This window comes from Eubacterium maltosivorans (assembly GCF_002441855.2).
Taxonomy (GTDB): domain Bacteria; phylum Bacillota; class Clostridia; order Eubacteriales; family Eubacteriaceae; genus Eubacterium; species Eubacterium maltosivorans.
The window spans coordinates 390632-414965 of record NZ_CP029487.1; the positions used below are offsets into that span (position 1 = coordinate 390632).

Annotated in this window: 28 protein-coding genes; 18 read left to right on the forward strand and 10 right to left on the reverse strand. The window is 43.7% G+C overall.

All coding sequences use genetic code 11. The features are described 5' to 3' along the window. Positions 1-60: 60 nt before the first annotated feature. The 7 genes from CPZ25_RS01955 to CPZ25_RS01985 form a co-directional block, all read right to left on the reverse strand. Complete coding sequence (locus CPZ25_RS01955; protein WP_096919505.1) at positions 61-261, reverse strand: helix-turn-helix domain-containing protein; 201 nt, start codon at positions 259-261, stop codon at positions 61-63. A gap of 416 nt (positions 262-677) precedes the next feature. Beyond that, complete coding sequence (locus tag CPZ25_RS01960; RefSeq protein ID WP_096919506.1) at positions 678-1517, reverse strand: phage major capsid protein; 840 nt, start codon at positions 1515-1517, stop codon at positions 678-680. Positions 1518-1536: 19 nt separating this feature from the next. Then, positions 1537-2040 carry a hypothetical protein gene (locus CPZ25_RS01965; protein WP_096919507.1) on the reverse strand — a complete coding sequence of 168 codons (504 nt, stop codon included), beginning with the start codon at positions 2038-2040 and terminating at the stop codon, positions 1537-1539. A 1124-nt stretch (positions 2041-3164) separates the two neighbouring features. Further along, positions 3165-4046 (reverse strand): hypothetical protein, encoded by an 882-nt coding sequence (locus CPZ25_RS01970; RefSeq protein ID WP_096919508.1) that lies wholly within the window; start codon positions 4044-4046, stop codon positions 3165-3167. A gap of 5 nt (positions 4047-4051) precedes the next feature. Next, on the reverse strand, positions 4052-4387 hold the full coding sequence (locus CPZ25_RS01975; protein ID WP_096919509.1) for a hypothetical protein: 336 nt from the start codon (positions 4385-4387) through the stop codon (positions 4052-4054). 76 nt (positions 4388-4463) lie between these two features. Then, on the reverse strand, positions 4464-5084 hold the full coding sequence (locus CPZ25_RS01980; protein ID WP_096919510.1) for a hypothetical protein: 621 nt from the start codon (positions 5082-5084) through the stop codon (positions 4464-4466). Between the two features lie 4 nt (positions 5085-5088). Further along, positions 5089-5451: a hypothetical protein gene (locus tag CPZ25_RS01985; RefSeq protein ID WP_096919511.1), complete on the reverse strand. Its 363-nt coding sequence runs from the start codon at positions 5449-5451 to the stop codon at positions 5089-5091. Positions 5452-5598: 147 nt separating this feature from the next. Here CPZ25_RS01985 and CPZ25_RS01990 point away from each other — a divergent pair, with 147 nt between their 5' ends. Then, positions 5599-5901 (forward strand): helix-turn-helix domain-containing protein, encoded by a 303-nt coding sequence (locus tag CPZ25_RS01990; RefSeq protein ID WP_096919512.1) that lies wholly within the window; start codon positions 5599-5601, stop codon positions 5899-5901. Positions 5902-7275: 1374 nt separating this feature from the next. On the opposite strand, the gene CPZ25_RS01995 is transcribed toward CPZ25_RS01990, so the two are convergent. The 3 genes from CPZ25_RS01995 to CPZ25_RS02005 are packed head-to-tail and all read right to left on the reverse strand — an operon-like array spanning position 7276 to position 8481. Beyond that, a complete protein-coding gene (locus CPZ25_RS01995) occupies positions 7276-8052 on the reverse strand; it encodes a DUF3169 family protein (RefSeq protein WP_058694868.1) in 777 nt (258 codons plus the stop codon). 1 nt (position 8053) lies between these two features. After that, positions 8054-8269, reverse strand: coding sequence for a helix-turn-helix transcriptional regulator (locus CPZ25_RS02000; protein WP_096919513.1), 216 nt, complete (start codon positions 8267-8269; stop codon positions 8054-8056). Beyond that, positions 8266-8481: a helix-turn-helix transcriptional regulator gene (locus CPZ25_RS02005; RefSeq protein ID WP_058694866.1), complete on the reverse strand. Its 216-nt coding sequence runs from the start codon at positions 8479-8481 to the stop codon at positions 8266-8268. Before CPZ25_RS02005 ends, CPZ25_RS02000 begins: the two co-directional genes overlap by 4 nt. 403 nt (positions 8482-8884) lie before the next feature. Between CPZ25_RS02005 and CPZ25_RS02010 the strand changes: the two genes are divergently transcribed. The 17 genes from CPZ25_RS02010 (at position 8885) to CPZ25_RS02090 (ending at position 24309) form a co-directional block, all read left to right on the forward strand. Next, positions 8885-9355 (forward strand): 4Fe-4S dicluster domain-containing protein, encoded by a 471-nt coding sequence (locus CPZ25_RS02010; RefSeq protein WP_058694865.1) that lies wholly within the window; start codon positions 8885-8887, stop codon positions 9353-9355. 2 nt (positions 9356-9357) lie between these two features. Continuing rightward, on the forward strand, positions 9358-11154 hold the full coding sequence (locus CPZ25_RS02015; protein ID WP_058694864.1) for an aldehyde ferredoxin oxidoreductase family protein: 1797 nt from the start codon (positions 9358-9360) through the stop codon (positions 11152-11154). 70 nt (positions 11155-11224) lie between these two features. Then, positions 11225-11500, forward strand: coding sequence for a MoaD family protein (locus CPZ25_RS02020; RefSeq protein ID WP_096919514.1), 276 nt, complete (start codon positions 11225-11227; stop codon positions 11498-11500). Between the two features lie 17 nt (positions 11501-11517). Then, complete coding sequence (locus tag CPZ25_RS02025) at positions 11518-12006, forward strand: NADH-quinone oxidoreductase subunit NuoE family protein (protein WP_058694862.1); 489 nt, start codon at positions 11518-11520, stop codon at positions 12004-12006. Beyond that, entirely contained in the window at positions 12003-13802 is a 1800-nt protein-coding gene (locus CPZ25_RS02030) for an NADH-quinone oxidoreductase subunit NuoF (RefSeq protein ID WP_096919515.1), read from the forward strand. Before CPZ25_RS02025 ends, CPZ25_RS02030 begins: the two co-directional genes overlap by 4 nt. Then, positions 13802-14545, forward strand: a complete 744-nt coding sequence (locus CPZ25_RS02035; RefSeq protein WP_058694860.1) for a 4Fe-4S dicluster domain-containing protein — start codon at positions 13802-13804, stop codon at positions 14543-14545. Before CPZ25_RS02030 ends, CPZ25_RS02035 begins: the two co-directional genes overlap by 1 nt. Positions 14546-14678: 133 nt before the next feature. Beyond that, entirely contained in the window at positions 14679-15506 is an 828-nt protein-coding gene (locus CPZ25_RS02040) for a YwaF family protein (RefSeq protein WP_243129333.1), read from the forward strand. Next, the gene (locus tag CPZ25_RS02045; protein ID WP_096919516.1) at positions 15463-15957 is read left to right on the forward strand and encodes a flavodoxin domain-containing protein; all 495 of its coding nucleotides are present in this window, start codon (positions 15463-15465) and stop codon (positions 15955-15957) included. The genes CPZ25_RS02040 and CPZ25_RS02045 overlap by 44 nt, the downstream gene beginning before the upstream one ends. A 133-nt stretch (positions 15958-16090) precedes the next feature. Continuing rightward, a complete protein-coding gene (locus CPZ25_RS02050; RefSeq protein WP_096919517.1) occupies positions 16091-17371 on the forward strand; it encodes a Sapep family Mn(2+)-dependent dipeptidase in 1281 nt (426 codons plus the stop codon). After that, positions 17371-19287, forward strand: a complete 1917-nt coding sequence (locus CPZ25_RS02055; protein ID WP_058694856.1) for an OPT family oligopeptide transporter — start codon at positions 17371-17373, stop codon at positions 19285-19287. Before CPZ25_RS02050 ends, CPZ25_RS02055 begins: the two co-directional genes overlap by 1 nt. 14 nt (positions 19288-19301) lie before the next feature. Next, the gene (locus CPZ25_RS02060) at positions 19302-19721 is read left to right on the forward strand and encodes a PqqD family protein (protein WP_243129334.1); all 420 of its coding nucleotides are present in this window, start codon (positions 19302-19304) and stop codon (positions 19719-19721) included. Positions 19722-19821: 100 nt separating this feature from the next. Beyond that, positions 19822-20325, forward strand: a complete 504-nt coding sequence (locus tag CPZ25_RS02065) for a DNA-deoxyinosine glycosylase (RefSeq protein WP_096919519.1) — start codon at positions 19822-19824, stop codon at positions 20323-20325. Further along, positions 20325-20996, forward strand: coding sequence for a Crp/Fnr family transcriptional regulator (locus tag CPZ25_RS02070; RefSeq protein ID WP_082669304.1), 672 nt, complete (start codon positions 20325-20327; stop codon positions 20994-20996). Before CPZ25_RS02065 ends, CPZ25_RS02070 begins: the two co-directional genes overlap by 1 nt. Positions 20997-21120: 124 nt before the next feature. Further along, positions 21121-21822: a LytR/AlgR family response regulator transcription factor gene (locus CPZ25_RS02075; RefSeq protein WP_096919520.1), complete on the forward strand. Its 702-nt coding sequence runs from the start codon at positions 21121-21123 to the stop codon at positions 21820-21822. A gap of 9 nt (positions 21823-21831) precedes the next feature. Continuing rightward, entirely contained in the window at positions 21832-23157 is a 1326-nt protein-coding gene (locus tag CPZ25_RS02080) for a sensor histidine kinase (protein WP_096919521.1), read from the forward strand. Beyond that, a complete protein-coding gene (locus CPZ25_RS02085; RefSeq protein WP_096919522.1) occupies positions 23147-23896 on the forward strand; it encodes a YhfC family intramembrane metalloprotease in 750 nt (249 codons plus the stop codon). The genes CPZ25_RS02080 and CPZ25_RS02085 overlap by 11 nt, the downstream gene beginning before the upstream one ends. After that, positions 23896-24309, forward strand: a complete 414-nt coding sequence (locus CPZ25_RS02090) for a DUF3887 domain-containing protein (protein WP_096919523.1) — start codon at positions 23896-23898, stop codon at positions 24307-24309. The genes CPZ25_RS02085 and CPZ25_RS02090 overlap by 1 nt, the downstream gene beginning before the upstream one ends. The last annotated feature ends 25 nt before the right edge of the window (positions 24310-24334 follow it).

The window sequence follows — 24334 nt, forward strand, 5'->3', positions numbered from 1 at the left end:
CTCCACTTTTTAAATCTATTCTATAATTACTACATCAGCCCCTAGCCGGGGCAAGTGAAACTATTTTGCTTCGTTTTGGCGCGCCAAAATCGCCCTGTGTAAACCGTCAATTACCTTTTGGTAATTTTCTTTTGTTAATTGGCGTTCGCCGCGCTCAAGTTGGCCGATATTGGCCGCTGTAATCCCGGCATAATCTGCTACCGTCCTAAGGGTAAGCCCCTCGCGTTCCCGGTAGTCGCGCAATTGTTGTGGTGTTAACATAGTCAAACCCCCTTTTTAAAAATCTTTTAACTAACCAAAATGCACTTTTTATAAGTAATTCCTATATATTTTACAAAAACAGCTTTTTTATAGAGCGGTTTTAATTTTGTTAGCCTATAACTTATACCTAAAATAAAAAAAGTCCGCTTATTTTTCAAATAAGTATGCTCTAACTACAAGGTTTAAACAAATGCACTTTGGTTAGGGGCGGGGCAAGCCCGCCCGCCACCGCTTTTTTGATTATGGGTGTCAAAAAGCGTTTTATACATTAAGACAAACCCAATGTATAGTTTTAAGAAGAATTAGATGTTATTTTTGCGGTTCGTCCGCGAATACTAGTTTGCCGTTATCTTTTGGTTGCGCGCGCTTGGCGCGACTTATATATTAATTAGTAGTAAAAACTACCAATTATACGCTTAAGCAATTGTTTTACGGATTACTACCGCACCAGTACTATCAATTAATTTTGTGGCGTAAAGGCTACTTGCGATAATATCAGTGGCCAGAAGTAGGCCTTGACGGTCTTCTTCGATTTTTATATTTCTTTGGAAAACGTAGCCTAAAGCCCCGGTTTTAACAATATAAGTTTTACATTCGCTCTTGCCCGTCTCGTATGTCCCGTTATCGCAGACGATTACGGGAATACCCCTATATAGGCCAATAATCCCGTTGGTTACAATCCCGTTACCGTCCGTCTGATAAGTAAGTTGCGTAGAAGTAAACTCTGGCATGGCATAGAAGCTTGGTAACAGGCGGGAATTAATAATAATCCCGGCAAATCCTGCGGTGTCGATGTCGTCTCCGAACTTTGCGAACCCACTTTCTAACTCTTTCGCGGTAATCGCGTCACCAGCCGCCGCGGCCGCTTTGTAGGCGATGTCGGTGTCTAATGCGATTGTTAAATCACTGTCAATCTTCTTTGCCATGGCCTCCGCGACTTGAATTGCCATCTGGTCAATCACCGCCCCTTTAATCTGGGCGGCCTCTGAGTCAAAGACGCGAACCGCTGAGCCAATCCATTTAATGGGTGCTTGTGCGTCTGTCATATCTACTACTTTGGGGGTTAATTCGGTGCCTTTAGTCACACTTTCGGCCACCGCGACCCGGTTAAAGGTTGGAAAGTGGACAGTATTGCCCGCGACTAGAATATCTGGCACAAGGCTAGTAGCGTCAAAAGCGACTCGGCCAATACGGATTGTTGTATCAAGTTTCGCATTAATAGCGTCTGCGAACACTTCGGGAATTAAAATACTCATTTATAATTGCTCCTTTTTTTTATTTAAAATTTTTGCTTAACATTTTATAAGCGTTGGGGTTACGTTCATACAGGCTTGCGCGGTCTTGATAGTTTAAGGCCTTAAACTGTTCCGCGTTAAGGCCCTCATTGGCGGCGTGGCCTTGGGGAACATAACCGTTAGCCGCCATGCGGCTATTAACAAGCTGGTCTAAAACGTTTGTAAGTTCGTCCGGGTTTATGCCATCTCTAAGAAATGGTATTAAATCCTCGCTAATGCCCTTGTTTGTTAAAGCCGCTTGCCTTTCTTTGGCGCTTAGCTCAGCTTCTAATTCTGCAATTCGCGCCTGTTCCGGGGTCAACTCTTGCGGTTGGAGTTCTAAAAGTTTATCTTCGAGCGCCTTAATTTCCTTGGTTTTTTCGGTGCGAACCTTGTCGGCGGCGGATTGGATAGCCTTGTTAAACTCATCTTTCGTTAGTGTTAACTGTTCCGGCTGTTCTTGGTTTGTTTCCTGTACATTTGTTTCTTGGTTCTGGGTTTCCATTTAAAAACCTCCCTTATATGTATTAAAGCACCAACCCTAAATTATAGTTTTGGTGCTTTTGCCATCAAAAAAGCCGCTTTTTATTATTAAAAAGGCAAGCGGCCAGCCTAGACTTAGGAGAAAATAATAGTAATGCCGCTTTCCCCGTCAAGAAGCGGCATTACCTGAACAAAGATTAGGTTACTTTACAAGTAACCCATTTATATAAACGCCTATTGGCGGTTATATCCTTTCCTGCAATGAGGACAATATTTTGCGGCGTTGCATTTAGCCTCAAAAAAAGCGCCACATGTGGCACAGGTTTTATAAGTTTTAGTACCAATGGTAACCTTATAAATACGGCCTTTTCGAGCTATATTTGGCGTTAGTTGTAACCACATATAAAGCCCCCTTTCTTATAAATAGGAATTGTTTAAACGGCTTGATTAAGCCAATTTATGGTAAATAGAAATAAAAAAAATAATACTCTTCTATTATCTCCTTTTTTTGTGTAAGTGTAGAAAAACCTAGAAAATATTATGGTTTTTAACTTTGAAGCTTTCGCTATTTTTTGGCGCGCTGTCTCTTCATAATCTCCTTTTTTTTGCTAGCGTGAGAAAAAGATAGAAAAGACTAGGCTTTTTAAAAATGCCTAAACCGTTACACGTTTTGCGCGTGTTATTTTCATTATCTCCTTTTTTTTAGCACTACCAAAAAATGCTAGTAACAACTAGGGTTTTTAAAAGTTTCTAAATATCGACAATACTAGCGCGCTGTCTCTATCATATTCTCCTTTTTATTAACACCATCAAAAAATGCTAATTTTTACTAAGGTTTTTAAAAATCTCTAAAACTTCACATGCTAGCGCACTTTCTCTACTATAGTCTCCTTTTTTTTAGCACTATCAAAAAATGCTAGTTTTTACTAGGGTTTTTAAAATTGAAACTCTGCGACATTCTTAGCGCGTGTCTTCTTCATTATCTCCTTTTTTTAAAGGGAGTAGAAAACTATACTATTTTCTAGTATTTTTAATATGTATGTTTCCGTAACATTTGGCGCGTGTTCCTATCATTATTTCCTTTTTTTTATAAAATTCAAAAACCCTAGATTTCGCTAGGGTTTTTAGATACTATGTTTTACGACATTACCACGCGGTTAGCCATATTGTAATAGTTAGCTGGTGTCCATCATCACAAGTTGCAACTAACTTAAGTGGGGTATTGGTGCTATTTAAACACTCTATTTTTACTTGGTTGGGGTTTAACTTTGTTAGTTTATAATATTTTTCCGCCGGGCCGCTTGCGCTAAAATCCCACGCGCTAGGCAACTCTACAGAATCGCCCCACTTTTTAAAGGTGTAAATTTGTTCTTCACCAATGGCGATTTCTGTTATATCTTGGGGGTTAACAGTATATGTTATCTCGCTTGGCTCCGGCGGGGTAGGCGGGTTACAATCTAGGCCGTTCGCGATTTCGTTCTCTAGGTCGTCTTTTGGGTCTAAAGTATCCGCGTTCCCGGTTATGTAACATTTCCCATTCATAAAGATACGTGCCACGACTTTAAACGGATTGCCGCCACCGATTAAAAAGCGCTGGTTTGGTTCGATTTTCCGGGCTTCTGGGGTGTCTTCTATTGTTAGCATAATAGGCCCGTCTACGATTAAAACGCCGCTACCTTTAAAGGTCTGCGCGCCAGTATCAACTATGGCGGGTGTTTCTAGGATACTACAAGATAGATTCCATTTGACGGTATAATTACACCTTTCTAGCATATATTTATTATAAACTGTTGTTTCTAGCGGGTTATTCTCTTTGTTGACGCACATGTAATTTTCCGCGCCAAAAGATAGAATCGCCCCTTGCGGCACGTTGTTAGACTGTGCGGTATAAAACAAGGTATATCCGCTCTCGTTTTTGCCATCTGCTACGCGCCGGAAAAAGCCTGTTATTGTTTTATCGCCTATGTTAACCTCGCGGCCCTCTTTGGCTAGGGTTTCTGCAAATTTGCTTTCTAATATATTATACATGGCGCTTACCCCACAAACGGAAAGCACCAGTCTGAACGGCTTTCACCCGCGTCTGGAATGGCCGAAATCCTGTTTTTTACATCGTCTAAGCGGCGCTGTAGGTATTTATAGGCTTCACCAGTCGAGACAAACTCGGTTTCGGTTTTGCGGAAAAGGTCAATGTCGTTGGCTAGTGATTGCAATACGTCCAAAACAGCGCCATACAAACCCCTTTGCATAGTTTCCTTGTTATACTCGCCGTCTGGTGTAAGGTTATTTTCTTCTAAATACATTTTAAAAATCTCATCATCGTAGTAGGGCTTTTGGTTAAGCTCTACCTTAAGCCTTTCTAATGTGGTCATGGTAACCTCCTATTGTTTTTTTGCGCTTAAAGCGTTAGTTTTGGTTGTAAAAATAGCCGCGCTTGGCGGCTTGGGTTTATAAATATTTTTCTTGTTCCGCAATCCAATTACTTTCATCGAATGGCTCATAGGATAAAAAATCATCTATTTTCTTAACGGTAGGGGTATAAATACGTATTTTTTCTTCTCCTAATTTAAGAGAACAACATATTAATTCATTATTTATAATCCCTTGTTTTTCCATTTCAGGAGAGATAGGGGTGTATATTTTTTCTAATCTTTCTGAAAGCTGTTTTGTTTCATTATAAAAATCGTTAATATTTTTATACTGGGGTTTTTTTGCCATAAGTCTTTTTTGTGCAGCTTTTATAATTATTTTATTTCGATATTCTACAAGCTTACTGTTAATTCCCAAACTATCCTCTGGGGTGTATAGAGAAGCGCATATTCTAATAACCTCATTGTCGATACTATCGATATTAGTTCTTCTTTCTAGTTCATTGCAAATCACCGCTTTTTTTCCAAGTTTAAGGGCTTCGTCATTTGTCAATTTTTTATCTTCTATATATTCAATACATTCTTGGTAATTTCCATTATTAAAGAGCTCTTCCGCTTTATTTAGATTATTATTGTTACACCCACATAGCATAAAAACAATAAATACCGTTATTAATAATACTATAATTTTCTTTTTCATTTTATTACCACATTTCTATATTTTCATACTTTTTTTTAAAATCATCAATCTTTTTATTAATTTCTTCAACTTCTTTTTGCTCTGCGCGGGTAAGTGGTTCGCCTTTTTCTACCTTATCTAATAATTCATTAACTCTATCGCGGTATTTATCTATTTCCGCATATTCCTTTTCATATTCCTCCATTACTTTTTCTTGCTCTTTATATTTTTTAGTCGATTCTATGGCATTTTGGTAGGTAGCTTCATATTTTACATGGTCAATATATGTGCTAATCCCATAAAATCCAAAGAAACCTACTATTATTACCACTATTGAAATAATGGCAATTATCTGCGTTCTACGTGCCTTTTTTTGTTGTTCATTCATTTCTTAAGTCCTTTCTACATATAATAAAGACATTTTAGCATATTTATTTTGAATAGTATAGTATTTCTTTTCTTAAGTAAGTTAAACTTACTTTAAAATAAGGATATAACCTTTAGGGTAAGCTACACTTTAAAAAGGGGTGAAGCCATGAAAGAAAAGGTTGTTTTAGGAGAAAGAATAAGAACGCTTAGAGAATCTAACAACATGAGTCAAGTCCAGCTAGCGCGCGAATTAGGTATAAGTAAAGCGTCTGTGCACCAGTGGGAAAGTTGTATTTCTATACCCTCCCTAGTATATTTAATAGAAATGGCTAGGCTTTTTAATGTTAGCCTAGATTTTATAGCAGGCACTACCAGCGATGAGATGATTAATATAGGTAATCTCAAACAAACCCAAAAAGAGGTTGTTTACAGTCTAGTTAATTGTTTCAAAGCAGATAATAAAGAATAAGTACAATTATGCACAAATAAAAGCGCCATTTTGTAAAAATTCCAAATTTTTTGATAGAAAACGCTAGTTTTTTCTAGGGTTTTATTTTTGAGACCCTTAAAGGAATATTTTTTTTAGCAGAAAAAAAGTAGGTTTGCATAAAACATAATTTTTAAAAAGGGGGAAGTGAAAGTAAATCCCCAACAATATCTAATAAGCTACCTTATCCAAAGCAAAAGATAGGGTAGCTTTTTTTATTTTCGTACCAGCTAACAGTTACCCACTAACTATAATTAGTAGGTACTTTTCTAACATTCCTGTCAAAAATATCTAGAGTTTCCTAGACTTTTCGTTTTGTTTGTTGGCGCTCAAACCGCCTATTTAAGCCATTTTACAGGCCAATAAAACCAAAATTTTATTGATAAATAATTTAACACAAATCTGTTTTGTTTTTGCCTAGGTATGCCTTAAGGTTATCGCCTTGCCCTCCGGCCTAAGGCCTTGCCCTAGCCTTGGATACCTTAGTTCTAGTGCTAAGGCTTATTATATAATCATATCATTATTAATAATATAATATATAATTATAATAATATTAAATATAATAATATTAAATATAATAACTTTATATCTCATTGCTTATATATACGCCATATTGGCGTATAACATACATACCTTAAACCCGCATAACTAAGCCATTCTTAATAATATGTCCTAACACCTTTCCAACATGTTCTAACAATATATAATCAAAAACAATATTAATCTAAATTAATTAGATAATAGTTAAGCGTAGGCTATATACAAGGTACCCTTTATTAAGAAAATAAAAGCACCAACAAAAGAAAGGTTGTATTAATAATATTAAATAAATATACATATAATATAAATGGTTGCGCCTATCTAATATAAGCAAATGCAATCTAGAGTACATTAATTATACTAATATATTTTTATAAGCAACAAAAAAAGCCCACACTTTTCGTGTGGGCCGGGGGTAAAATGTGCTAGAAATTTCTAGGAATTTTTTCCAAACTAATTCTAAACTGTTTCCGAAAACTGAACGCGTTCAATTTTATAAGCAAATCGGTGCAGTTTGTAAAGGGATATGCCTTTACAAAAGCCAACTTTATACAATTTTGAATTAACTTTAATATATTCAAGATTCTATAAAATCGGCTATTTAATTTTTAAACGGTTGTGGGTTGTTTTTTTAATAATCGTGACTCACAGAATTATAACAAAATTAGCAAAAAGTAAAAGCTAGTGTTCAAGCCGTTTTCATCTCAAAATCGGCTGAAAGCCTGATTTTATGCGGATTACATAACATTACTTAACACTAGCTATTTTTAGCTGATAAGGTTGGTTTACGCCGTTTCGGCGCACCTCCTGTTTGTTTTAGCAGTCATCACGGTCCAATTTACTGTTTTTTTGAAGCTTCATAGAAAAGATACAGCACAGTGTGCTCTGCAGTCCCCATAAAATACCAATAATAATAAAGGGAAAAGCGCCAATGGGAGTAGTCAGAGCCGCAAACATGAGCAGCATCATGACAGCAAGAAAGGCCATCTGCATAATCTGAAAGGTTTTATAGGCGGCCTTGTAAAGAATGAATTTTTCTGCTTCATCACTGCTTTTCATCCAGACTTTTTGGAAGTTTAAATCCAGCGGGTTTCCCTGCTTTTCCGGATTTATTTTTTTGGTCAGATTCACAAAAAGGATCTGAAGGATAAGGCAGAAAATAATTGGGAGTAAAAAAGCTGCAAGTACCCATAAGATGGAAACAGAGCTGTCATCGTGCATGCCGCTGCCGCTGACATTAATGCCGTAAAAGGCAAAGGTAAAGATCAGCGTGATGTTGGCAAAAATTATCCCTGTGTCACAGAGGCGATCAGCTTTTTCATAGAGCACGTCCGAATCGTTGGTTTCCAGCAGCCTGTAGGTATTTCTTGCTGAAAGGTAAAACAACACAGTGATGAGCATTAAAAGAGCAGAACCGGCAGAAGAAATATAAATGCCATAGGTCAGAATCTTGTTTTGCAGCAGCACTACGGTATCGACGACGTTAAAGCCTGGAAAGTTCAGCAAAAAGCCAACCAGTCCGCCTAAAAAGCCGCATATGATGATCAGGGTAAAAAATTTAAGGTAAATGTGTTTGCCTTCTTTTGCTTTCATGTCAGTTTTCCTCCTCGAGAGTATGAGTAAAAAGGGAATCAATGGTCGTATTGAAAATATTCGCAAATTTTGCGGCAAGCCGGACAGAGGGAGAATAATGGTTTTCCTCGATCAAAACAATGGTTTGTCTTGATATACCAGCCAGCTCGCCAAGCTGTGCGTGCGTAAGCTTTTGTTTGATTCTGTAATTCTTCAGATTGTTTGTGTGAGTATTCATTCTGATTCCTCCTCTTCAGAATAGGTAAAGATATCCTCAACGGTTGCGTTGAAAATTCTTGCGATTTTAAGCGCCAGCGTTACGGAAGGAGAGTAATCTCCGCGTTCAATTAAGCTGATGGTCTGCCTTGATACACCGGCCAGCTTACCAAGCTCTGACTGATTGATTTTATCCCGGGCCCGGAACTCTTTTAATCGGTTTTCGAGGGGCATGCTCAGGCCTCCTTTGTATATGATTTTTGTCATCTTGACAAATATTCTTGTCAAAAATAGTTTAGCATTGACAAGAATATTTGTCAAATAAAAATTCAATAAATCTTTAGAGTTTTCAAAGAACGTTTACAAGGATTGAAAAATGTGCTATGATAATTATAACAATAGAATTGCTCTGAAGCTGAATAGACCCCTCCGGGGCCTTTACAGCCAATGGGTAACAGGGGCAACCCTGTTGTCTGCCATCTTTGCAAAGGAGCCCGTAGAAACAGCTTGTACTGTGTATAAGCTGTTTCTGCGGGCTTTGTGTTTTCCTGAATTCCAGGACACAAAGCGATTCTCATTTTGTAAACTTACCACAAAGGAGGTGTAAGGATACCGCGTCAGCGGTATCCGGAAGCGTATGAGCAAACAACTCATGATCAAACCTGAAAAGTGCATAAGCTGCAGAACCTGCGAACTGGTCTGTTCCTTTGGGCACTATCAGGAATTTAATCCAAAACTGTCAAACGTAACAGTGATGGATTATGAAAAAGCAGCCGTAACCATTCCTGTGATGTGTATGCAATGTGAGGAACCAGCTTGCATGAAGGTGTGTCCGGTGGGCGCGATCTCAAGGAATGAAAACGGTGCGTTTGTTATGGATGAAGCAAAATGTATCGTGTGTAAAATGTGTATGAATGCCTGCCCGCTCGGCAACATCAGCTTTAATCCAGTTAAGAGAAAAGTGTTTAAATGCGATCTGTGTGACGGTGATCCAAAATGTGCCAAGTTTTGTCCCTCTGGCGCCATTGTCTATGGCGAAGCGGTTGAGATGGAACGTAAAAAGGCCATCGCGGATCAGTTGAAAGACGTTTATGGATTGGAGGGATAACGATGAACGGATGGATGGGACAATTAATTCGCGTTGATCTTGCAGCAGGGACCATCAAGAAGGAACCGCTTAATATGCAGGCCGCCCATGATTTTATCGGCGCAAGGGGCCTGGGCACAAAATACTTTTGTGACGAGGTAGACCCACAGGTGGACCCGCTTGGTCCGGATAATAAAATGATTTTTATGACAGGGCCGTTAACCGGTACGGCTGCTTCCTGCAGTGGCCGGTATGAGGTGGTGGCGAAAGCGCCTCTGACAGGAACCATCGGCGCTTCAAATTCAGGCGGGCATTTTGGCCCAGAGTTAAAATTTGCAGGCTATGACGGGATTATCTTTGAAAACCAGAGCGACCGACCAGTTTACCTGTATATCAATGACGACATAGTAGAGCTCAGAGATGCCTCAGATCTCTGGGGTAAGGACGTTTATGAAACGACAGAAGCACTGGAGGAAGCCTGCGGAGAAGGCGCGCGGGTGGCCTGTATCGGGCCAACCGGTGAACAGGGGTGCCTGTACTCTGCTATTATGAATGACAAGCACCGGGCAGCGGGCCGTGGCGGCATGGGCGCTGTAATGGGCAGTAAAAAACTGAAGGCTGTGGTGGTTCGCGGAAGCGGCGGGGTAACTGTTGCACGGCCTGAAGGCTTTATGGAAGCATTAACCGATGCCCGTACCAAGCTTAAGGAACACCCGGTTACCGGGGGCGGCCTGCCCACCTACGGTACAGAAGTTCTGGTCAACATGATCAATGAAGTCGGTGGTCTGCCGCTTCGCAACTGGCGTGACGGGGGCGTATATGATAAAGCTGATGATACCTCTGGTGAAGCGCTGGTCGATTCTTATCTGGTTAAAAACAAAGGCTGCTTTGGCTGCTCAATTGGCTGCGGCCGCGTTACCAGAATACCGGATGGGCCTTTTAAATCTATGGGTGAAGGCCCTGAATACGAGGCGGGCTGGTCCTACGGTGCAGACTGTGGCGTCAATGATCTGGCCGCTATCTGTAAAGCCAATTTCCTTTGCAACCAGTATGGTATGGATCCGATCACACTTGGTTCTACCATTGCCTGCGCCATGGAACTTTACGAAAAGGGGCTTCTGAGTGAGAAAGAAATTGGCCGTCCGCTGCCCTTTGGCGACGCACAGGCCATGGTTGAACTGACAGAGCTCACAGGAAAAATGGAAGGATTTGGTGTTGAGCTTGCCCAAGGCTCATACCGTCTGGCGGAAAAACATGGTGCGCCAGAATTGTCCATGTCTGTTAAAAAGCAGGAAATGCCAGCCTATGATGGGCGCGCTGTTCAGGGGATGGCCCTTGAATACGCTACATCAAACCGCGGAGGCTGCCATGTGCGCGGTTACCTGACTTCACCTGAAGTTTTAGGGATTCCGTTAAAGACGGATCCGCTTGTAACGGAAGGAAAGGCGCCGCTTCTGAAGACTTTCCAGGATCTCACCGCAGCAGTGGATTCCAGCGGTATCTGTCTCTTCACAACCTTTGGCATCGGCTTACCTGAGATTGCAGCGCAGTACCGTGAGGCAGTAGGCTCAGATGAAACAGATGAGGAATTCCTGTTAAAGGGAGAGCGCATCTGGAACATTGAAAAGCAGTTTAATATTGCTGCAGGTGTAGAGAAGGATACACTTCCTCCAAGACTTCTGCGTGAAGCCCTTCCCGATGGCCCAGCAAAGGGTAAGGTGGCGGAGCTTGATATTATGTTGAAAGAATACTATGAAGTACGCGGCTGGAGCACAGAAGGAGTGCCAACCGAAGAAAAAGTTCAGGAGCTTGGACTTTAAACGACAGATACTGGAGATGGGGCGCAGCCCTGTCTCCTTTCATGCATCATAACGCAAAGAGGAGATTAAAATGAAAGTAAAATTTTTCGCTACCATCCGGAATTATACAGGTTGCCGTCAGGCAGATGTACCGGTCTATAAGGATATGTACACGCTTTTACATACCCTCTCTGAAACCTATGGCGATGCTTTCAGAAATCATGTTTTAAGTCCAGATGGGGAGGCGCCCGGAGCAGAGATTATTCTGATGGTCGATGGTCGCCATATCGAGCATTTGCAGGGGCTTAAGACACCTCTGAACGAAAACAGTACTGTGGCAATTTTTCCCGTTGTTGCGGGAGGATGAGGAAGGGGAGTGAGCCCATGCAGGAAATAACAAAAGAATCAATCGACAAAATTTTATCAGCATATCCCAGGGACCAGCGCCATTCTCTGGCAATGATGCAGGATATGCAGCATCATTTTAACTATATTCCAGAGCAGGGAATGAAGGCCTTGGCCGAATATTTGGATTGTCCGTTATCATCATTATATTCAATGGCGACTTTTTACAGGGCATTGAGCTTGAAGCCAAAAGGAAAGCATATCATTAAGCTCTGTGACGGAACTGCGTGTCATATTCGAGGATCTGTCAACCTGATCACTGGCATTAAACGTGAGCTGGACATCAGTCCAGGTGAAACCTCGGGAGATGGGCTTTTCTCGCTGGAAACCGTGAACTGTCTCGGCTCCTGTGCGCTGGCGCCCGTGATGGTGATCGACGGCGTATATTACGGAAAGGTAACGCTTGAAAAGCTGCCTGAGATATTAAACCAGTATCGGGAGCTTTCGGAAGGAGGCGCAGAAGCATGAAGCAAAACGTTTTAGTCTGCTGCGGTACCGGTTGCCGGGCCAATGGGAGCCTGCTGGTTTTAGAGGCGCTTCAAAAAGCTGCCAGAAAGCATAAATCCGATATTGAGGTGTCGCCTCTGATCAAATCCACTGGCTGCAATGGCTTTTGTGAAAACGGCCCGATCGTTAAAATTGAGCCGGCCGATATCTCTTATTATAAGGTTAAACCAGAAGACGCGGACAGCATCATAAAGGATACAGTACTTGGCGGAAAGATTATTGAGAAGCTTTTATATAAAGGAAATGATGGAAAACGCGTGCGCTCGCAGCATGAAAATCCATTCTACGCGCCACAGAAAAAGTGGGTGCTGCATAACATAGGGGAGATTGACCCGACCAATATCGACGATTATATCGCCAGAGGAGGATATAGTGCTTTAAAAAAAGCCTTATCCATGGATGCGGACAGGATCATTGGGAAGGTAGAAGATTCAGGTATCCGGGGCCGCGGTGGTGCAGGGTTCCCCACTGGAACAAAATGGCGTCAAGCGTTAAAGTATGAATCGGATGTAAAATATGTAGCATGTAATGGTGATGAGGGTGATCCTGGAGCTTTTATGGACCGGTCAATACTGGAGGGCGACCCGCACTCTGTTATTGAAGGGATGATTATCTGTGCCTGTGCTATTGATGCGCAGGAAGGCTATATGTATATCCGTGATGAGTACGGTCTGGCAGTAGAAAACTGCAAAATTGCACTGCAGCAGGCAAGAGAAAAGGGATTCTTGGGAGATTCTGTTATGGGAACAGGCAAAGCCTTTGATATTCAGATTGTTCGGGGCGGCGGCGCTTTTGTCTGCGGCGAATCCACTGCGCTGATGGCGTCGGTAGAGGGCCGGGTAGGTGAGCCGAGAGCAAAGTATATCCGCTCTGTCCAGAGAGGGCTGTGGAACAGGCCAACCGTTTTGAATAATGTTGAAACCCTGGCGAATATTCCGAGAATTATCCAGGATAGCGGCGCGAAATTTAAGGAATTAGGAACAGAAAAGAGTAGCGGTACAAAGGTCTTTGCCCTGGTCGGCAAGGTCAAGCGTACCGGTCTGGTTGAAATACCAATGGGGAGTACCCTGAGGCATTTGATCTATGACATTGGCGGGGGAATCCCGGGAGACCGTCCCTTTAAGGCTGTGCAGACCGGCGGTCCATCGGGCGGCTGTATTCCTGCTGAGCTTTTAGATCTGCCCATGGATTTTGATACCCTCACCAGCTATGGCGCCATGATGGGGTCTGGCGGTGTGATTGTCATGGATGACCGGAGCTGTATGGTTGAGGTTGCCCGATATTATATTGAATTCCTGTGTGACGAATCCTGCGGTAAATGTACACCGTGCCGTGAAGGACTGCGCCATCTTCTGACCATACTGACCGATATCTGTGAGGGCAGGGGCCAGGAAGGCGATATTGAGCTGATGGAAAAAATCTGCCATACCATGCAGGATGCATCTCTGTGCAGTCTTGGAAAAAGTGCCGCGAATCCAGTCCTGACCACCATAAAATATTTCCGGAACGAATATGAAGCGCATATCAAGGAAAAACGATGTCCTGCCGGAGTCTGTCCGAAACTGACCGCTTTTGTGATCGATGAGGAAGCGTGCTGGGGCTGTATGCGCTGCTCCAAAGCATGCCCTGCCGGAGCAGTGAGCGGCGAGGTCAAAAAGCCGCATCATATTGATCCGGTTAAGTGTATTGCGTGCGGAAGTTGCCGAGAGGCCTGTAATTTTGATGCGGTCGTTACTGTGAAAAGGGGTGAAGCGTAATGGAAATCAAGATCAATGGTAAAGAATGTACCTGCGAAAAGGGAGAATTTCTGTTAGAAGTTGCGAAACGTAATGGATTTGACATTCCAACGCTGTGCCATCACCCTGGTCTCGCGGAGCAGGGGTGCTGCAGGGTCTGTATTGTTGAGGTCGTGGAGAATGGAAGAAGCAAGGTTGTTGTCTCCTGCGTTTACCCATTGGAACGCCCCTGTGAGGTTTTCACAGACAGCGAAAAGATAAAAGAGGAGCGCTCCGTTATCTTGATGCTGCTGAAAACAAGGGCGCCTGCCAGCTTGGAAATACAGGCGATGTGTGATAAGTACGGTGTCTTTGAGACATCAAGGCTGAAACCTGTAGACGGTGAAAAGTGTATTTTATGCGGGCTTTGCGTCAAAGCCTGTGGGGCCCTTGGTACTGGCGCGATCTCAACCATTAACCGTGGTGTCACTAAAAAAGTTGCGACACCCTACGAAAATCCTTCGAATGATTGCATAGGCTGCACAAGCTGTGCTCAGGTCTGTCCGACAGGTGCAATTGAATGGTCCGAAGATGGCGAAACAAGGACGATTTGGGGAAAAAATTTTGCATTGGCAAAATGTGAATCTTGTGGTAGAATTATAAGTACAGAAGCTGAGCTTCGCTTTGCGGGAGAAAGGGCAGGTGTGGAGACCAATTCCCTTTGTGAGAGCTGCCGTAAGAAGAGCATGGCTGATGTGCTTGCCCATACATATGGGATTGAGTAGGAGATCTTAACCAGAAAAGCCTTCGGTGCCAAGGTGCCGGGGGCTTTTCTGTCGCATGCTTTTTTAAATTTTAATGAATTTATTTTTGGGGTATGTTATACTGTGCACATTATGTAATAGAGAAGGAAGCAGCATGGATTATTTTTACGAACATTACTTTGCTCCACAAAACGTTGAGCCGCACAATCGTATTTTTTCACCGGAGCACCTTATCCTTTCATCATTATTGATGATTTTTATTGTGGTCGTTATGGTCATACAGACTAAAAAACATGACCGGGGCTTCAGCCAGAAGCTGATCCGGGTTCTGGCAGCTGTCATGCTGGCCCTGGAGATTTTCAGAATCAGCTGGAGAACCTACTATTTTGGCTTTGACCTCAGAAATATTCGTTTTGACTGGTGTAACCAGGTATGTATCGCCCTGCCGTTGATCGTGTTGTTTAAGTGGGAAAAGGCTTACCCTTACATTGATGTCCTAGCTGTGATGGGCGGACTCATGGTACTCATCTACCCATTGTGGGTTTTCTATGATTATGGTGGAATTCACACCATGGCTGTGCAGAGCATGGTGTCTCACGGCCTCATGGTTTTAATCGCGCTGACCATGCCCTTTGCGGCAGATTACAGGCCAGAAGTACGAAAGGCCTGGAAGCCGATAATTGGACTTAGCATCATCGCGGTTATCGCCTTTATCATGTCACATGCTTTAAACGAAAATTATCTTCTGATGCTGGGAGCACATGGTGTCCCGGTGATCGACCAGATACCTTATCCCTGGTACTGGCTCCTTGTGGCGCCGGCTTTGATCGGTCTGGTTACGCTGGTGACCAAAGGCTTGAGCCTGCTGGACGACCGGCTTCTTAGAAAGGTACAGCCAGATGCGGCAATGCTTTTAAATATGGATAGAGGAGCTTTAGATGAAAATACTGATCGCATATCACAGCAAAAACGGAACGTCTGAGAAATGTGCCCGGCTGCTGTTAAGGCAGGTAGGAGAAGCAGATTTGGCGGATCTTAAGAAAAAGACGCCTGATTTTAACGCCTATGATCTTATCGTTATCGGCGGCTCTATCCGTATGGGAATGTATACGCGTCCGGTGCGGAAGGCTCTCAAAAAGTATGAAGGTACTCTGGAACAGAAAAAGGTGATATATTTTATTAACTGCGCTTTTCCAGAGAACAAGGAAAAATATTATAAAGATAATATTTCTGAAAAGCTGAGGAAGCGTACCCTGGGCTGCTTTAACTTTGGCGGTGAGATGGACCTTGCGCGGTTAACGGGCTCGGACCGTATGATTGCGGCGACTGTGGCCCGCCAGTCACAGGGCAGCGGACATCCCCTTGCATCTATTGACGAGCGGGCCATTGAGCAATGCGCTGGCAGAATAGCGGCAATTAAAGAAAATATATAATGGAAATATGGCACTTCTGTCATCAACATGTTTTTCAAACACCGTTTTTGGGTATATCAAAACGGTGTTTTATTTAGTTTAAGGATTTTTTTAAAAGTATGATGAAAATGACAGGCGGAAAGGAGTATTCACGATGAATTTTAAGGTGGATCAGGAACAAATGCTGCGTGATCTCAGAGGTTTGTTAAGCATCGCAAGCACGAATGGGGATGCCGGTGTCATAGATGAAATGACACCGCTCGGCAAAAATATTAATGACGCCATTGATTATATGCTGGCCATTGGAAAGCGTTTTGGCTTTGAAACCCAAAACCTGGACGGGTGCTGCGGTATGGTTGACATGGGAGAGGGTGAGGAAATGGTCGGCGTGCTTGTGCATATTGACACCGTACCCGTTGGCGAAGGCTGGAGCGTTGATCCCTTTGACGGGACAGTGATTGATGGAAAGGTTTATGGCAGAGGCGCCAATGATGACAAGGGCCCGGCCATTGTGGCGCTGTATGCCATGAAAGCTCTGAAGGACAGCGGTGTGCCGATAAACAAGCGTATCCGTCTGATTATCGGCGGTGATGAGGAAAGCGGAACCTGGCGCTGTATGGATCGTTATAAAGAAACCGAGATCATACCAGACTATGCCTTTTCGCCGGACGCGTCCTATCCGGTTATCTTTGCCGAAAAGGGTATTCTCAAGGTTCAGATTCACAACAAGACTGATGTTGCAGGTGAGGATTTGACGCTGAAGGCCGGAAAACAGATCAATATAGTACCTGACTTTGCGGAGGCCGAGGCAGAAGGGCGAAGGTTTACGGCAAAGGGCAAGCCTGCCCACGCCATGGAACCGCAAAATGGTGTTAACGCGCTGTTAAAGCTGGGGCATGAGCTTAAAGAGACCGGAATCGATCATCCGTTTTTAACGCTTCTGGACAGAGCAAATGTGGAGGGATTCAATATTGCTATTTCAGACGAGGTTTCCGGTGAGCTGACGATTAATCCTGCCATTGGCAGGGTCGATGAGCAGGGCTCAAGGCTGGAGTGCGATATCCGTTATCCGGTAACTGCGGATGTTGATGATATTATCGAGCGAATTCGCCAGTCTGTGGATCCTGTCGGTTATGAGGTAGATGCAATGCAGATAGTTCCGCCGCTCTATGTTAAAAAGGACAGCCCGCTGGTACAGACATTACTGGGAGTGTACCGCGACATTACCGGTGACAGGACAGAGCCCATGGCTATCGGAGGCGGTACCTACGCCCGGGCCTTTAACAACGCTGTGGCCTTTGGAGTACTGTTCCCTGGTGAACCAGATATGTGCCATCAGGTGGATGAATACTGGAGTGTAAAGGATATGATGGTGAACCTTCAGATCATTGCTGGTGCGCTTGCGGCTCTTGGTGTATCGAAAAGAGGCATGTAATGAAGGATGAATCAGCATTTAAGCCCTTTATTCCTGCGGACCGGGTTATGCCGGAGTTTACAGCTACTTCCATTATCCTCGGCTTGATACTGGCAGTGGTTTTTGGAGCTGCCAATGCATACCTGGGTCTGCGCGTTGGCCTGACCATCTCGGCGTCTATTCCCGCGGCGGTTATCTCCATGGGGGTTATCCGCCTCATTCTCAAAAAAGATTCTATCCTGGAAAATAACATTGTGCAGACCATTGGGTCGGCTGGCGAATCAGTGGCTTCGGGCGCTATCTTTACGCTGCCCGCTTTGTTTATGTGGAGCCAGGAATGGGGAATCGCCAGTCCCTCTCTGGTTGAGATTGCCCTTATCGCTGTCTGCGGTGGCTTTCTGGGGATATTGTTTATGATTCCGCTGCGCAGGGCTTTGATTGTCAAAGAGCATGGCGTTCTGCCATACCCCGAAGGCACCGCCTGCGCCGAGGTATTACTGGCCGGTGAGGAGGGAGGCTCTAAAGCCTCCATTGTCTTTGCGGGTCTTGGCATCGCGGGCGTCTATAAATTTATCACAGATGGCCTGAAGCTGTTTCCCTCAGAAGTATCGTGGGAGATCAAAGGGTATAAGGGAGCGGCCTTTGGCTGTGACGTGCTGCCCGCGCTTTTGGGCGTCGGTTATATCTGCGGCCCGAAGATCGCGTCTTATATGTTTTCAGGCGGCGTTTTAAGCTGGCTGGTCATCATGCCCCTTATCAGTATGTTCGCCGGTGACGCGGTGATCTTCCCAGGGACTGTGCCAATTTCGACACTGGACTCCTTTGGTATCTGGAGCAATTATGTCCGTTATATCGGTGCTGGTGCGGTGGCAGCGGGAGGAATCATCAGCCTGGTGAAATCCCTGCCTCTCATCGTCAGCACTTTTAAGCAGGCCATGAAAAGCTATTCTGGAAACAGCGGTCCGGAGATGCAGATCCGAACAGATCGGGATTTAAATATGAAGCTGGTCGCAGCTATGGTTTTAGTGATCATTTTAGTAATCTGGCTGGTGCCCGCTATCCCGGTTGATATTTTTGGCGCGCTAATCATTACGGTTTTTGGCTTTTTCTTTGCAACGGTTGCTTCACGGATCGTTGGTCTGGTTGGCAGCAGCAACAATCCGGTTTCGGGGATGACCATTGCCACACTGCTTATCGCTACAGTTATCTTTAAAGCCATTGGGATGACCGGGCAGCCAGGGATGACTGGCGCCATTGCAGTAGGCTCGATCATTGCCATTATCGCAGCGATTTCCGGCGATACCTCGCAGGATTTAAAAACTGGCTATATTGTGGGATCGACCCCTCAGAAACAGCAGATCGGTGAGCTGCTGGGTGTGATCATTTCCGCGCTGGCCATCGGCGGGATTCTTTACCTGCTCAACGCAGCCTGGGGCTACGGTTCTGCCGAGCTTCCCGCGCCACAGGCCGTTTTGATGAAAATGGTCGTGGAAGGCGTTATGGATGGAAACCTCCCCTGGACCCTTGTCTTTATCGGCGCGGGCATCGCAGTGGTGGTTGAAATTCTTGGGATTCCTGTTCTGCCTTTTGCTGTTGGGCTGTACCTGCCGGTACATTTAAACACAGCCATTATGGTGGGCGGCCTGGTGCGTCTTTTCTTTGAAAAAAAGAGAAAGGTGACCGAGAATCAGCGAAAGGAATTTTTAAATAAAGGCCTGCTCTACACCTCGGGCATGATTGCCGGGGAAGGTCTTGTGGGAATTTTGCTGGCGGTCTTTGCAGTGATCCCATTCGGCGCCGGCTATTTTGGCGATGTCCTGAACATTTCTGACCGCTTCTCGCTGGGGAGCATGGGCTCCATCGCCTTTTTTATCCTCCTGATTTTATCTGTCTTTAAGTTCTCAATCTGGAATAAGGATAAGAAAGCATCACAATAAAAAATGGATTGGAGGTGTTTGAAATAAAACACAGATATTCACATAAAAAAGAAAATTATCTGGACTATGTTCCATCACACAACACCGTATATACCTATACTAAAAACAAACGCGGCCTTATAACCATCCGTGTGCCAAATACCGGATGGATCAACCAGATGGCGCAGTGGTTTTTTGGTATGCCGAAGGTCAGCTCTATCCAGCTGGATGCCTACGGCAGCTATGTCTGGGAGCAGATAGACGGCAAGAGAGATGTGCTGGCACTGGCCTGCCTAATGAAAGAACGCTTCGGGCAAAAGGCCGAGCCGCTCTATGAACGGCTGATTCGATTTCTTGAAACGCTCAGGGAAAATAAATACATCCACCTGAACAAAGGTGGAGAAGAAATACAGGAGGCAGGCCATGCGTCGAAGCGGTGCTGCCATGAAGCCTGACAGGAATGAAAAAGAGTTGTTTTAAACAGCTCTTTTTTTGAGCGTTGGAATAAAAAGTTTGGTATAATAACAGTATGCTAAAGAAACAAGGTGAGCCTTAATGAATAACTTAGTAATTCATACCATCGAACCCTTTTGTCCGCCAGACGCGCGGATATTGATCTTAGGCACTATCCCATCGCCTAAGTCCAGAGAGTTTGGTTTTTATTACGGACATCCTCAAAACCGATTCTGGCGGGTTTTGTCCGATATTTTAAATCAGCCCAAGCCAGAGACTAACGAGGAAAAGAAAGCCTTTTTAAAAGGAAATAACATCGCTCTCTGGGATGTGCTGGCCGCCTGTAATATCGATGGAGCCAGTGACAGCAGCATCAAAAATCCTGTTCCAAATGATTTCACAGAGGTTTTGGGCAGGGGAACGATAAAAGCCGTTTTTACTACCGGGGCAAAGGCGACGGCGCTTTATAAAAAATACTGTTACCCCACAACCGGCGTGCCTTCTATTTTATTGCCATCCACCAGCCCGGCCAACTGCCGGCTTAAATATGAAGATTTAAAACAGGCCTATCGTGTGATTTTAAAGCCGTTGAGGGGAGAAGACTGATGGATGAAATAATCGTAAAAACCTTTGAGGGCGTATGCAGTGATACATTCGAATATCTGACAACGCCTGGAAAGGTGCGTTGCTACCGAAAGGGCGACCACCTTTTCAGAGACCGCGAGACAACCCCTTATGTGTTTGTGATTTTATCGGGAAAGGCATCCCTTTATAAAATTGGAGAGAACGGGCAGAAGAAAGTCGCTTTTATTTTGGGCCCGGGTGAACTGATCAATGAGGATATCCACCCTGAGACTACGTCCTCTGTGAGCTGTGAAGCCTTTGAGAATCTGGAAGCTCTGTGCATTGAAAAAGCAGAGCTCAGAGAGTGGATGAAGAAGGATTTTGGACTGACAGAGATCGTACTGAACGCAGCCAACAGAAAGGTGCGGCGACTGTACAGGCAGCTGAAAAATACGACCGGCGTACTGAAGGTGGAAAGACGCGTAGCCGCCAAGCTGTGGAAACTGGCCAATGATTACGGCGTGGACAGCCCGTATGGCCGCACCATTGATCTGGATATCAGCATTACCTATCTGGCCGATTTGATGGGCTCGCCGAGAGAAACGATCTCAAGGGCATTAAAGCTCTTAAATACACAAAAGCTAATCCGGCAGGATAAAGGCCGGATTACAGTGGTGGATATGAACGCTCTATCCGATTATTTTAAGCAATAGATGGCAGGCTTTGGCCTGCCTTTGCTGTCTTTTGGACTAAAAATCTGTCTGTTGGGCACTCGTTATTGCTTTTGCGGGCAAAAGGACTTATAATGAAATTACATCGAAGGGAGAAAAATGCATCATGCTAAGGGTAGCCATTTGTGACGATGAAAAAGAAATGCGGGAGACAATCTGCGGATTTTTAAGGAAGTATCCCAGTGTGGAGGCCGTGGAGTGTTTTGATTGCGGCGAGGCTTTTCTTCAGAAGCGGGGCCACTTTGACCTTGTGTTTTTGGACATTGACATGGATGACATGGATGGAATCGAGACTGGCCGCAGAATTCGCAAATGGGATAAGCAGATATACATTGTTTACGTAACCCATCTGCCCGATTATCAGAAATATGCTATGGGTGTGCATGCCTTTGGCTATCTTGAAAAGCCAGTTCATAAAAGTGATATTGAGGCGGCTTTACAGGAGGTGGAGGCATACAAGCGAGAAACAGAGCAGCCTGTATTTCTTGAATTTAAGACAGAGGAAGGGATTCTGCGTTTTGATGTGAAAGATATTTTTTATTTCGAGTACATAAACCGCAGAATACACATGTGTACCCAAAGAGGCGTTTTTTATCTGCGGCAAAAGATGGGTGAGGTTGCCGAATTGATGAAGCCCTATGATTTCAGCCAGCCTCACAAGAGCTTCTGCGTGAATCTTTTTCACGTCAAAGCCATCAAGGGCTATGATATCCAGATGACGAACAGCGACGTGGTACCGCTGTCACAAAAGAAATCCGCAGCGTTCAGGGAACAGCTTAATGTTTATCTGGAGCATTTGATCGGATAGGAGGGGAAAATGAGTGGAACGAGTCTGCTGATTTATGGAGGCTTTACCGTTATTTTTAATCTGTTTTCAGTTTTTATGACCTATGATTTTATGCGGCGGTTTATTGGTACCTTTGAGAGAAAAAGGATACTGGCAGCGATACTTTTTTTCCTTGAGGAGTTCATACTGGTTATTGTAAGCTGTATGAGCTACCCTACTTACAAAGCGATCGCATTAGTAATCTGCAACAGCCTGCTCGCTATATTTTTGTATCGAAAACGGTCCAAAATGGTTTTTTATTATGTTCTTCTATTCTCGGTGGTGATAGCGCTTCTGGAATGCTTGCTTTACTATGTTTTATTTTATACGATCACTTTTTTAAATTTAATTATGCGTGGCAATCCCTGGCAAAATGGATTGCTTATTTTATTAAATTTAACAGTCCTTTTTGTTGCTTATCAATTATTTGTAAGACATGTGAAAAAGGATATCGTCGATGTGACAAAGGGCGTTCGTATTTTTAATTTTGTACTTATTCCAATATTCAGCATTTTAAACATTTATTTAATGCTTTTTGTCTCAGCCTATGCTTTTGAGGATATAATGTATTTGCTCATTATATGTGATGTTATTTTAATTTTTATTTTAAATCTTTACCTTTTTTCTTTATTGAGCAAAGTATCTGAAAATGTTGAAATAAGGGGAAAATTAGCTCTTTACGACCAGGCGTCCGATCTTCAGTATCGTTACTACCAGGAGATGGAGACAAAATTAGAGGATTCCAGAAAAACAGTTCATGATATGAAAAATCATCTCCAAGCCATGGAGCGGCTGTACCAGACCGGTGAAGCGGAAAAGGGCAAACGATATGGCGAAGATTTAAGGCAGCTCTTAAACAGCTTCAGCCAGGATTACTATACAGATAATCGTGTTCTGAATATTGTGATCAACGACAAAGCAGAGCGCGGCAAAATGTCGGGGGTCCTGGTGGACTGCGCCTTAAACCAGATCGACCTGTCGTTTATGAAAGAGATGGATATCACAACGATTTTTGCCAATCTGTTGGATAACGCCATCGAGGCAGCCTGTGAATGCAATGCGCCATGGACAAGGCTGAGAGCCGATCATGTACGGGATTTCATTGTGATTTCTGTCGAGAACAGCATGAAAGCCAGCGCACTTTTAAATGGAACTCGGCTGAAATCGAGTAAAAAAGGCCATCAGGGCTATGGCCTTGAAAACGTGAAGCGCGCTCTGGAAAAGTACAATGGGCATCTGCGTATCGAGACAGGCGGTAATACCTTTAAGGTAAGCCTGTTCATTCCAGTTCAAACGGAGGTGAAAAATGATGGTTGATCCAGGGATTATTGCTAGCTTGATTGTATTGATTTTTTTATGCTTCGCCATTCCCATCGGAGGATTTATTTACCTGAGTGTCAAGAAGAAGCATGTCGCAAAACCATTCTTTATTGGTATGCTGGTTTTCTTTGTTTTTCAGATGGTGATCCGTCTGCCGGTCATACAGCTGGTGCTGCCTCAGACTGCATGGTTTATAGCAATGAGCCGCAATCCCTGGCTTTACGGCCTTTTTATGGGCGGAACAGCTGCCATTACAGAGGAATTGGGGCGTTATATCGCCGTTCGGTTTTGGCTGAAAAAGAATCGGCGCTATGCAGACGGCATTGCCTATGGGCTGGGGCATGGGGGAATAGAGGCTATGCTGCTCATCGGTGTGAATAATATCGCCAATCTTTTCGTTGTATTGAGCGGAAGTTCCTATATGGCTGCGCTTATTGCCGTGCAGCTCAATTATGCGACGATCTATATAACTCTGTTCGAGAGGATTTTAGCGATAATCGTACAAATCGGACTTTCTATACTGGTTTTTTATGCTGTCCGATCAGAACAGCTTCGCTATTTAATCTTCGCATTGGTTATTCACACAATGATAGATGCGGCGATCGTTATCCTGCCAGGCGCTTTTGGGGTGTCAGTATACTGGACAGAGGCGGTTGTATTTTTAGCAGCTGTTATCTTAATGGCTTGGATGGTAAAAATAAAACCGAGATTTGATCCGGAAGGAGCTTTTTTATAATGAAAAGAAAAAGCACTCTACTTGTTTTCTTATTTTTAGCATTAGTAGTCATGCTTTCAGGGTGTTCAGAAAATGAAAATCTCAAGGAACTGGATCCGGCATTTGACAAGGAGCTTTTGAAACAAAAAGCAGAGCAGGTGGTCGATGACTGGAACCATCAAAATTTCGAAGCCATTACCAGTCAATCGGATGATTCGATAAAAGATGGTTTGACACCAGAACTGTTAAAGCAGGGACAAGATTCGATTTTAGAAAAGCTTGGTGCTTTTAAAAAAATAGAGAAAACAAAGATTGTGACAAGGGAAAATGGACAGGCAACCGTAACCATTGTTGCAGAATATGAAAAGAGTAAACTTCAGCATCTGGTAACCTATAATACGCATATGAAAATCACTGGTTATTGGATTCGTTAAAATGGATTGAGTGTCTAGGAGAGGA

What these genes read in the sequence shown, in the direction of transcription:
- CPZ25_RS01970 (WP_096919508.1), bottom strand. Translation starts at nt 4,046, where the DNA reads ATGTATAATATATTAGAAAGCAAATTTGCAGAAACCCTAGCCAAAGAG.
- CPZ25_RS02045 (WP_096919516.1), top strand. Translation starts at nt 15,463, where the DNA reads ATGAAAATACTGATCGCATATCACAGCAAAAACGGAACGTCTGAGAAA.
- CPZ25_RS01990 (WP_096919512.1), top strand. Translation starts at nt 5,599, where the DNA reads ATGAAAGAAAAGGTTGTTTTAGGAGAAAGAATAAGAACGCTTAGAGAA.
- CPZ25_RS02000 (WP_096919513.1), bottom strand. Translation starts at nt 8,269, where the DNA reads ATGAATACTCACACAAACAATCTGAAGAATTACAGAATCAAACAAAAG.
- CPZ25_RS02070 (WP_082669304.1), top strand. Translation starts at nt 20,325, where the DNA reads ATGGATGAAATAATCGTAAAAACCTTTGAGGGCGTATGCAGTGATACA.
- CPZ25_RS01965 (WP_096919507.1), bottom strand. Translation starts at nt 2,040, where the DNA reads ATGGAAACCCAGAACCAAGAAACAAATGTACAGGAAACAAACCAAGAA.
- CPZ25_RS02085 (WP_096919522.1), top strand. Translation starts at nt 23,147, where the DNA reads ATGATGGTTGATCCAGGGATTATTGCTAGCTTGATTGTATTGATTTTT.
- CPZ25_RS01985 (WP_096919511.1), bottom strand. Translation starts at nt 5,451, where the DNA reads ATGAATGAACAACAAAAAAAGGCACGTAGAACGCAGATAATTGCCATT.
- CPZ25_RS02025 (WP_058694862.1), top strand. Translation starts at nt 11,518, where the DNA reads ATGCAGGAAATAACAAAAGAATCAATCGACAAAATTTTATCAGCATAT.
- CPZ25_RS01975 (WP_096919509.1), bottom strand. Translation starts at nt 4,387, where the DNA reads ATGACCACATTAGAAAGGCTTAAGGTAGAGCTTAACCAAAAGCCCTAC.
- CPZ25_RS02010 (WP_058694865.1), top strand. Translation starts at nt 8,885, where the DNA reads ATGAGCAAACAACTCATGATCAAACCTGAAAAGTGCATAAGCTGCAGA.
- CPZ25_RS02005 (WP_058694866.1), bottom strand. Translation starts at nt 8,481, where the DNA reads ATGCCCCTCGAAAACCGATTAAAAGAGTTCCGGGCCCGGGATAAAATC.
- CPZ25_RS01955 (WP_096919505.1), bottom strand. Translation starts at nt 261, where the DNA reads ATGTTAACACCACAACAATTGCGCGACTACCGGGAACGCGAGGGGCTT.
- CPZ25_RS02090 (WP_096919523.1), top strand. Translation starts at nt 23,896, where the DNA reads ATGAAAAGAAAAAGCACTCTACTTGTTTTCTTATTTTTAGCATTAGTA.
- CPZ25_RS02015 (WP_058694864.1), top strand. Translation starts at nt 9,358, where the DNA reads ATGAACGGATGGATGGGACAATTAATTCGCGTTGATCTTGCAGCAGGG.
- CPZ25_RS02050 (WP_096919517.1), top strand. Translation starts at nt 16,091, where the DNA reads ATGAATTTTAAGGTGGATCAGGAACAAATGCTGCGTGATCTCAGAGGT.
- CPZ25_RS02080 (WP_096919521.1), top strand. Translation starts at nt 21,832, where the DNA reads ATGAGTGGAACGAGTCTGCTGATTTATGGAGGCTTTACCGTTATTTTT.
- CPZ25_RS02065 (WP_096919519.1), top strand. Translation starts at nt 19,822, where the DNA reads ATGAATAACTTAGTAATTCATACCATCGAACCCTTTTGTCCGCCAGAC.
- CPZ25_RS02030 (WP_096919515.1), top strand. Translation starts at nt 12,003, where the DNA reads ATGAAGCAAAACGTTTTAGTCTGCTGCGGTACCGGTTGCCGGGCCAAT.
- CPZ25_RS02020 (WP_096919514.1), top strand. Translation starts at nt 11,225, where the DNA reads ATGAAAGTAAAATTTTTCGCTACCATCCGGAATTATACAGGTTGCCGT.
- CPZ25_RS02035 (WP_058694860.1), top strand. Translation starts at nt 13,802, where the DNA reads ATGGAAATCAAGATCAATGGTAAAGAATGTACCTGCGAAAAGGGAGAA.
- CPZ25_RS01995 (WP_058694868.1), bottom strand. Translation starts at nt 8,052, where the DNA reads ATGAAAGCAAAAGAAGGCAAACACATTTACCTTAAATTTTTTACCCTG.
- CPZ25_RS01960 (WP_096919506.1), bottom strand. Translation starts at nt 1,517, where the DNA reads ATGAGTATTTTAATTCCCGAAGTGTTCGCAGACGCTATTAATGCGAAA.
- CPZ25_RS02040 (WP_243129333.1), top strand. Translation starts at nt 14,679, where the DNA reads ATGGATTATTTTTACGAACATTACTTTGCTCCACAAAACGTTGAGCCG.
- CPZ25_RS02075 (WP_096919520.1), top strand. Translation starts at nt 21,121, where the DNA reads ATGCTAAGGGTAGCCATTTGTGACGATGAAAAAGAAATGCGGGAGACA.
- CPZ25_RS02055 (WP_058694856.1), top strand. Translation starts at nt 17,371, where the DNA reads ATGAAGGATGAATCAGCATTTAAGCCCTTTATTCCTGCGGACCGGGTT.
- CPZ25_RS01980 (WP_096919510.1), bottom strand. Translation starts at nt 5,084, where the DNA reads ATGAAAAAGAAAATTATAGTATTATTAATAACGGTATTTATTGTTTTT.